Here is a 9024-nt window from a genome sequence, read left to right as displayed (position 1 = left end):
GTCGCTATCCATCCTCTCTCCGGCTCCTGCTCATCCCATGCAGGGGCCGGAGGCCTTTTTTTGTCAATGTACACAAATCGGGGGATGGAAATTTGTGTAACAGAGGGCTGTTTTTGTGCGGTCACCCCGGGCCTTGACGCGCTTCGGGCCGTACAGGTCTTTTCGTACTCCGCGGGGGCTTACTTCACATACCTTTTTAACTTCTGAGAGACGGCCTGAATATCAATGGGTTTTGCCAAATGGTCGTTCATTCCGCACGCCAAACACTTTTGAATATCTTCCGAAAACGCATCGGCAGTCATGGCGATAATGGGGATATCCGCGTCTTCGCGTTCCAGGCTCCGGATGGCCCTGGTCGCTTCATAGCCGTCCATCACGGGCATCCGTACGTCCATAAGAATCGCATCGTAATATCCAACAGGAGATTCCTCAAATTTCGCGGCGCAGATTTGCCCGTTTTCAACCCAATCCAGCTCCATTTCCAGGACAGAAAGCAGCTCCTTGGCAACTTCCCAGTTGAGCTCGTTATCCTCCGCCAATAAAATGCGCTTTCCCCGGAGCGTCCGGTCAGCCGCCGCCTGCGCCTTGGCGGTTTTCTCGCCGGCGGTACCGGCAAACACCTTCAACGCATCAACCAGAGTGGACCGGAACAGCGGCCTGGAAATAAATCCGGAAATCCCCGCCTCTCTGGCCTCCGCTTCCATCCCGCTCCAATCACAGGCCGAGAGCAGCACCAAGCCGTCTCCCCCGCAGCGCAGGCGGATTTGCCGCGCGGCTTCCATCCCGTTCATGTCCAGCAGCTTCCCGCCCAGAAGGACCATTTGATAGCCGTCGTTCCAGCGGCAGCGCTCAGCAATCAGCTCCATCGCCTGTTCCGTGCTCTGACACCATTCGGCGCACATCCCAATGGACTGCAAAGAACGGACCGCATTTATGCACAACCGCTCATCGTCGTCAGCCACCAGTATATTCCAGCCGGGAAGTGTCATATCCGTCTCCTGTTCCGCCGCCTTTGCCAGGTCAAGAACAACGTGGAACTCGCTGCCCCTGCCCTGTTCGCTGCGGACGGAGATGGAGCCGCCCATCGTGTCTACAATACACTTGGTGATCGTCATTCCAAGCCCGGAACCCTCTGTTTTTTGTACGCGGGTGTCGTCCTCCCTGCTGAAGGATTCAAAAATCTGCTTTTGGTACTCCTTCGACATACCAATGCCCGTATCGCTCACCAGGAAGTGGGTGCGGACACAGGCAGCGTCTTCCGGCAGCGCCTCCTGGTAGACGGACACCTGAACAGCTCCGCCCTCTGGCGTAAACTTGACGGCGTTTCCCAGAAGGTTAATCAGCACCTGGTTCAGCCGCACGCCGTCACAGCACACGGTTTCCGAAAGGATTTCGTAAGCGGCCGCGTTAAACCGCTGTTTTTTTGCCTTAACCTGGGGCTGTATGATATTGACGATGCTGTCCATCGACTCTCTCAGCGACATTGGCCCGACATTCAGCGTCATCTTGCCGCTCTCGATCTTCGATATATCCAGCACATCGTTAATGAGACCCAGCAGGTGCTTGCTGGACAATGCAATTTTTCGCAGATATTCCTTCACCTGGTCCGGATCGTGCGTGTTGGCCGCAGCCAAAGAGGTCATGCCGATGATGGCGTTCATGGGCGTGCGTATGTCGTGGCTCATGCTGGAGAGAAATTCCTGCTTTGCCGCGTTGGCGTGCTCCGCCTCTTTCCGCGCTTTTTCCGCAGCTTTCCGCGCCGCGTCCATTTCCGTATTCACGCACTTTAATTCAGATACCTGCTTCCGGAATACTCCTAAGTACTGAAAGAAGATGCAAAGAAGCATGGCGATCACCGCGAGGGAAGAGGCGTAAACGATAACAAGCCAGTGACTGCTCATCCCAGAAATTGCGCGGTCCAGCCCTTCGAAGGGAAGGATCGTCACCAGATACCATTCGCAGTAAGGCAGGCTGGTGCAGTACAGATGCTGACGGGATTCGCCGCTTTCCAAAATAACGGAGTACTCTTCGCCGGCGTTCATGGCGGCCATCAGCTGCTGAATATAGGAATAGGCCGCTTCGCTTTGGCCGTCAAAAATTTTATACAGCTGGTCAAAATAGCTTTCGTTTTTCCCGCCCTGATCCCGTACAACGTAACTGCCGTCCTTTCGTATCACAAAGGAGTACATCGGCGAGCTGTCCGACTCCAGGAACAGGACCTCGCCCATATATTTGGAAGAAAGCCCCACCACCATGGCAAGGCTGGCGCTTCCGTCGGACATGGGATATTCGCAGGGAACGCCAAACAAAATCACCCCGTTCCCGCCGCTGTCCACCGCGGAGGCGGCTTTGCGCTCCCCGTTTTTCAAGCTCTCCAGGAAGGGTTCCGGGTGATTGAACTCCACCGGATCGCCGAAAATCATTTCAATTTCGCCCTCAGGAGAATACAGGGCGGCGCAGAAAAAATTCCGGGCTTTTGCGCCGTATTCGATCTCCTCCTTTGAGCCGTAACCGGCGCTCCCTTCGCCCTGGGCAATATGCGCTATGGACTCCGCCATGGTCAGGCGAAGGTCGATAATCGTTTCAAAATGCAGCGACACCTGCTGGTTCATTCCAGACATATAAGCGGCGCCGATCTGCTCGATCGTACGTTCACTCATACGGTTAATGGACAATCCGAGAAGGGAAAACACAAACAAAGTTAAGCAGATGACCGCTGCAATACTAATCCCTAAAGAACGGGGCAAAACCACGCTTTTCATACGTTTCCTTCTCCTCATGTTTCGATCTTGTTTGAACATACCGGCTGCCTCATGCTCCCGCCGTCACCGCAGGCTGCTCATAAGCCGGAACATCTTGCGGATGTCCACCGGCTTTGCCAGATGTCCGTTCATTCCCGCGTCCTTTGCCAGTGCGATGTCCTCTTCAAAGGCGTTGGCCGACAGTGCAATGATGGGCACGGTCTTTGCGTCCGCCCGGTCCAGGCCGCGGATCACCCGGGCCGCCTCATATCCGCTCATCACCGGCATCATCAAATCCATCAGTACGCAGTCAAAGGTCCCCGGAGCGGAGGCCATGAAGACGTCTACAGCGGCTTTTCCGTTAACGGCGGCCACCACTTCCGCTGCCGCATCCTGAAGAATAAACTCCACAATTTCCCGGTTGATCTCGTTATCCTCTACCAGCAAGACGCGCATCCCGGCAATATCGCCCTGCCCGTCCTGCTCTTCCTCTCCGGTCCGCCCCGCCTCGTCGAAGCGGATGGGCAGGATGATTTGGACGACGCTCCCCTTGCCGGGGGAACTGTCTACCTCAACGGTTCCCCGCATTTGCTCCACCAGCTTCTTCACGATGGACATACCCAGGCCGACGCCGTTATAGTGGGTCCTCGCGTCCGGATGCTCCTGGGTGAAGGGCTCAAAAATGTGCGGCTTAAAGTCCTCCCCAATGCCGATCCCGGTATCTTCGATCACAAAACGGTAGCTTGCGCTGCCGTTCCGGAAAGCGGTTTCCTCTACCCGGACGGACACGGAGCCCTGGGGCCGGTTATACTTGAGGGCATTGTCAATGACGTTCATCAGGATTTGCTTCAAATGCAGCGGATTTCCAATCAGCCTGCTGTGGTGCAGGGCCACCTCCTCCAGCGCCAGCCGGATCCCCGCCTCCTCCGCCTGAGGGGACAGGATGGTAATGCAGTCTTCCAGCGCGTCATGAAGGTCAAACGGCTCCTCCACCTCCGCCGCCGGCCGGCCGCTCTCCAGCTTGCTCACCTGCAGAACGTCGTTTACCAGGGACAGCAGATGCTCCGTCGACACGCGGATTTTCTTCCGGCACGCCCGCTGCCGCTCCGGATCGTCCGGGCTTTTTTCCAGAATGGCCAGCAGTCCTAAAATTCCATTGATGGGCGTACGGAGATCGTGGGACATACGGGAGAGAAATTCGCTCTTTGCCGAATTCGCCCGTCTGACCCGCTCCAGCAGCTCCATGATGGACTGCTCCTGTTTCTTCCGCGTTTCCATGGTCTCGGTGATGTCCTGATGGTAGCCGTGCAGGCAGGCGCCCGGTTTTTTAAACGTTTTGTCCGGCACGCCGCCGCATCGGACATAAATTTTCCCCAGCTCCGGATGCTTCCAGGGGTAGATTACCTCGGCCCGCCCGGTTTCCAGAATTTGCAGCACCGCGTCCTGCACCATGTCCACATAGTCCGGCTCAATATTTTCAAACCAGCGCCGGTAGCACTCCTCCGGGCCAATCTCATCCGGCGCGCCCAGGAGTATCCGCATCGTGCGGTCCGCGTACATCCTTGGCTGGCAGCCCTCTTCCAGCTCAATGGTCCAGATGCCGGTTCTGGCGCCCTCCAGAATGTCCTCCAGGCTCTGCCGCGCCTCCAGCTTGTATTTCTCCTCCTGCTCCACCACGGCATTGATGTCCCGCTGGGCAAAAATCGCGCAGTTCTCTTCCGCGGTCTTCTCCGTGGCGGAAAAATGAAGCTCCAGGTGCTTCAGGCCAAAGGAGCTGTCGTTCACCTGGTACCGGACAGAGAACTTTTTCTTGGTTCTGAGCTGAGCCAGTACATAGTCCTTTTTTGTCACGTCGCGGAGCCGCTCCCGATCCCGGGGAACTACATATTGGGAAATATACCGCTCCACCGCCGTCTGGTAACCGTCCTGAAACTGGGCGGCCCAGTCGATCCCCGTCTGTTCGCTGCTCCGGTAGACCTCGCATTCGCCGGTATCGAACTTCACCTCATAGATGCCCAGATAGTCCACACTGAGGGCGTGAAGCACGTTATAGCTCCGCTTTTGCAGCTCCCGGAACAGATTCCGCCGCTTCAGAGAGGATACGATAAAATACGCCGCGGTCTGGAGTATATTGGACGCGTATTCCAGCGACCGCACCGGGGGATTGTCCACACCATAAAAGCCAATGATCCGTTTGCCGTCATAAAGGGGAACCACCACAAGGGAGTGAATGTTCTGCCGCTTCAGGTTTTCATACTGTAGCGGCTCCGTTTCCCGGATATCCTCCAGGCGCTCAATCTCGATATGCTCGCCGACCCGGAACTTCCGGTACCAGCTTGCACATACCTCCGGGGGAACATTTTGGAGATATTCCTTTTCCGGCTCCACTCCGTCGGCCGCCCACTCATAGGTGTTGTCGTCGCCGCCGGACTCGTTTTGCTCAAAGATATAGGTTCGTTCCCCATTTAACGCTTTTCCTAAGTGCTCCAGCAGCACCTCCAGGGACCGGTCGGGAATTTCCTCCAGCAGGGCGGTGCGCAGGCCCTCATTGATCACGGCCTCCAGATTCTGAACGCTCTGCATATCGCTGTGCCGCTCCTGCTCCTCGATCAGCGGAGTTTCGTCTCCGGCCCGTTTTAAAAGTTCCCCTGAATAGTCCATAAGCCTGCCCTCCATATAGGCCGCTTTCCGGCCATAGCCACCGCGGCGAGTTCCGGCATTGGAAGATGGCTCTTCCCCGGAAATCGCCGTTTTGGTGTCATTCCAATTTGTTTCTGTGGTTTTGCCGCAGAAAATTAGAAAAGTCGGTGTCATGATATCATATGTCCCTACTTTCGTCAATACGTAAAGTACGGCTTGACCAGGGCGGAAGCCGAGGGTCAGGCCGCCATATCCATGAGAGGGGCATAGTCCACGTGAAGGTCGCTGTACTCTGCGTAAACCCACAAAACCCGGAGTCGGAACTTGTTTAAAATATCAAATGCAGTGAAGAGAGACAGACGGGTTTTGCCGGGAAACACAATGAGCATACAACTTTACACGATTGTTTGAAAAAGATGTTGAAAGGCCGGGCGGTCACATGATAAATTAAAATCATCACAGGTGCTGTGGGAGCGACATACGCCGCAGCTGAAAATCAAACAAAAAGAGTATGATTATGAATAGAGAGAATGCTCAGCCTTGCCCTTGTGGGCGCCATGTTTGTGGCGCTGCTTGCCTCCTGCGGCGGCAAGAAAAACGCCGCCTGGAAGGTTACCTGCCCCTGGGCGCCCTCCGGGGTAGCGGCCATGGTGAGCCAGCAGGCCGCCACCAAATCCACCAGCTATTCCGACACCATCGCTCTGGTGGCCGAAGCCATCAAGGGGGACGCCACGGTCAACACCTGGGTTGCCGACACCAAGGCCAACGACACTGAGCTGGTGTTTGTGGGCAAGGGTCTGCTGTCCATCACCTCCATCCTGGACCCGGACAAGATGCAGTTCGGCTATGAGGACTTTGTCTTTGTAGAAAACCTGTACTCCTCCATCTTCGTCCTCTCCGCCGACGCCGAGCTGAATTGCCGAGCTGGAGAGCAAGGATGATAATAGACCCAACGAGATCTTTGCGCAGATTTCCGAGAGCCGGGTCGGCCGGTGTATCCGCACCGCGCGGTATACCTACGCCGTCTGCGCCCCCGGCATCAACGGCGGCGCGGCGGCGGCTTCGGACCGGTACGCCGATGACTTCCTCTACGACATGGAGGGGGACCCCCACCAGCTGAACAACCCGGTGGCCGACCCCGCCTATGTTCAGGTGAAGGAGGAGCTGCGGGAGCGTCTGCTGGATTGGATCGAGAGAGCGGAGGGGACCCGGCCCGTCATCATCGACGGATAGAGGCGTGTCATCTCCAGAGAGGGCGCTATGAAGGAGCTGGACGGAAAGGTGGAGATGGTCTATCTCTGGGTGCGGGCCTATATTGAGGAGAATAAGTTCTCCAACCACTCCAAAATCCCATCGGAAAACGCCCTGAACCGGCGGCTGACCGAGGAGAAGCTCCTCCGCCGGGTCAAAGGGAGCGGCACCTACACCAACAAGGAGGAGGGCGGTGGGCCAATCAATCTGGTGGTGCTGTATTACTTTTTCAGCATGGACGCCAAAACTGCCGCCGCAAACAGTCTGTATGTTATCTTTTTCAGCCAGCTGTGCAATTTCCTTGCCACGCTTTTGAACCATGCGGTCCCGCCCATTCGGTGGCCTGTGCTGGCGCTTATGGTGGCAGGGGGAATTTGCGGCGGGATCATCGGCAGAAAGGTGAACAGCCGGATCGAAGGAAAGACTGTGGAGCGCCTGTTTTTGATCCTAATGGTAGTCATCATCTGCATCAGCGTATTTAACACCTGGAGGTATGCGGTTTCATGAGCGAGAACGCGTACATTGGGCGAGGCCCTACCCGCCCTTTCCACGGACTGTACCTTTTGATAGTTGCTAAATTCATTTTATCCACAAAAAGGCAGCTCCCCGGGGCCGGGGAGCTGCTTTTTGAAAGGAAATTCAATTTTTAGAAAGGGGATTGGGCTGTATTTTTCTGCCTGCGGCGCTGGGCAGGCCCAACTCCTCCCGATATTTTGCGACGGTACGCCGGGAGATGACACAGCCCTCCTGCTCCAGGCACTGGCACAGCTGCTGGTCGGAGAGGGGCCGGGACTTGTCCTCGTCCTTGATGAGCTGCAACAGCAGTTTCCGGGCCGCCGTCGCGCTGGGGCCGCCCTCCTGACTGCCTGCCGCCCGGGAAAAGAAGTATTGCAGCGGGAACAGGCCCCGGGCGCACTGGAGGTATTTCTCCCGCACCGCCCGGCTGACGGTGGACTCGTGCAGCTCCAGCACCTGGGCCACCTCGCCCATCCGCAGGGGGACCAGCCCCTCGGGACCTTTTTTAAAAAAGTCCGCCTGCCGCTCCACAATGACCTGGGCGCACCGCAGCAGGGTACTCTCCCGCTGGCCCACCGCCCACAGCACGTTTTCCGCCTGGCGCAGCTTTTCAGTGAGGTAGGCGCGCACCTCCAGGTCCTCCGTCTGCTCCAGCAGGTTTTGATAGTACCGGCTTACCCGAAAGGGGGGACGCTCCGGCCGGGCGGAGCGGACAAGGATCTGACCATCCCGTGTCTCCGCCACCAGGTCGGGCTGGGGGTAGTGGACCTGATCCAGCCGCTGGAACACCGCGCCGGGCCGGGGGTCCAGCTCCCGGATAGTCCGCAGGGCCTCCTCCACTTGGGCCACGGTGATCTCCAGCTTGCCTGCAATGGCCCGGTAGTGCCGCCGCGCCAGCAGGTCCAGGTGGTCCCGGACGATGGCCAGGGCGGGTCCCGTCTCCCCGATGCGCTCCAGCTGCAGGGCCAGACACTGGGACAGGTCCGCCGCCCCCACGCCCGCCGGCTCCAGGGTCCGCAGCAGGGCCAGGGCCTCCTCCAGCCGCGCCAGCGGGATGTTCCCCTGTTGGGACAGCTCCTCCAGGGGGACCCGGAGATAGCCGTCGTCGTCCAGACAGCGGATCAAATACTCCACCAGCCGCCCCAGCTCCGCCTCCGGCTTCTTCCGGCTCAGCTGGCGGGAGAGGAAGCTGACCAGCGTCTCCTCCAGCCCGCCGCCGGTGCCCACCCGGGCCAGAGGGTCCAGCTCGTCATCGCTGAGCTGCTGGTAGAACCAGTTCTGCCGGTCGTTGTCCTCCAGCCAGCGCAGACGGCCCAGTGCCTCGTCCCCCTCCTTCCGCTGAGGGGGCGGCGGGACCTCCTCCCCCTCGATGACCGGATTCTCCTGGGCCAGCTCACGCACATAGGCGTCCAGCTCCAGAGTGCTCATGCGCAGCAGTTCCACGCTGTAGAGCTGCCGCTGGCTCAGCTGTTGGCTCTGTGTCTGCTGAAGCTCCATCTTTCTCACTCCTTTTGTTCAGTTTATGGCCCAATAGAAAAAATGTCAAGATAAAACCCGCTTTTTGTCAAATAGAATGCCCTCTCAGCGGATTCAAATCGCTGTATGGTAAGCCGGCGTTTTGCAATATGTTGGCCGCATCTCCAGAAACATGCTTTAATTCGTAAAGTATCTTTTGTGGGGTGGGACGGCCCCAGCCTGCCGCTTTATGGCCCGGCAAAGCCGGTGGGGGTTGACCTGCTGGCACTGCTTCTACCTGAAATATGAAATAGCAGATAGTCTGCCGTTGACAATCCCCCGCCCTCGCTTCGCTCAGGGGCCCCCTTTGCCAAAGGGGGCAAGCGGCTTCGCCGCTTGTGTGGCCCTGCTTCGCAGGGCT

The 9024-nt window shown here is 57.7% G+C and carries 6 protein-coding genes; 3 read left to right on the top strand and 3 right to left on the bottom strand.

Features of this window, described 5'->3' with window-relative positions:
- Nucleotides 1-179 precede the first annotated feature (179 nt).
- Both D1646_RS20755 and D1646_RS20750 read right to left on the bottom strand, forming a co-directional pair.
- The gene (locus D1646_RS20755) at nucleotides 180-2660 is read right to left on the bottom strand and encodes a response regulator (RefSeq protein WP_243154276.1); all 2481 of its coding nucleotides are present in this window, start codon (nucleotides 2658-2660) and stop codon (nucleotides 180-182) included.
- Nucleotides 2661-2825: 165 nt separating this feature from the next.
- Nucleotides 2826-5402 (bottom strand): GAF domain-containing hybrid sensor histidine kinase/response regulator, encoded by a 2577-nt coding sequence (locus D1646_RS20750; RefSeq protein ID WP_160638278.1) that lies wholly within the window; start codon nucleotides 5400-5402, stop codon nucleotides 2826-2828.
- Nucleotides 5403-5911: 509 nt separating this feature from the next.
- Here D1646_RS20750 and D1646_RS20745 point away from each other — a divergent pair.
- The 3 genes from D1646_RS20745 (at nucleotide 5912) to D1646_RS23510 (ending at nucleotide 7139) form a co-directional block, all read left to right on the top strand.
- Nucleotides 5912-6322: a hypothetical protein gene (locus tag D1646_RS20745; protein WP_243154275.1), complete on the top strand. Its 411-nt coding sequence runs from the start codon at nucleotides 5912-5914 to the stop codon at nucleotides 6320-6322.
- A gap of 154 nt (nucleotides 6323-6476) precedes the next feature.
- The gene (locus tag D1646_RS23515; protein WP_243154274.1) at nucleotides 6477-6614 is read left to right on the top strand and encodes a hypothetical protein; all 138 of its coding nucleotides are present in this window, start codon (nucleotides 6477-6479) and stop codon (nucleotides 6612-6614) included.
- A gap of 27 nt (nucleotides 6615-6641) precedes the next feature.
- Nucleotides 6642-7139 (top strand): sulfite exporter TauE/SafE family protein, encoded by a 498-nt coding sequence (locus D1646_RS23510; protein ID WP_243154273.1) that lies wholly within the window; start codon nucleotides 6642-6644, stop codon nucleotides 7137-7139.
- 132 nt (nucleotides 7140-7271) lie between these two features.
- On the opposite strand, the gene rpoN is transcribed toward D1646_RS23510, so the two are convergent.
- A complete protein-coding gene (gene rpoN / locus D1646_RS20730; RefSeq protein WP_160638277.1) occupies nucleotides 7272-8645 on the bottom strand; it encodes an RNA polymerase factor sigma-54 in 1374 nt (457 codons plus the stop codon).
- Between the last annotated feature and the right edge of the window lie 379 nt (nucleotides 8646-9024).

It is taken from the genome of Pseudoflavonifractor sp. 60 (genome assembly GCF_009911645.1).
Lineage (GTDB): Bacteria > Bacillota > Clostridia > Oscillospirales > Oscillospiraceae > Lawsonibacter.
Note: the sequence above shows the minus strand (reverse complement) of the source record. Positions and strands in the feature narration are given on the sequence as shown.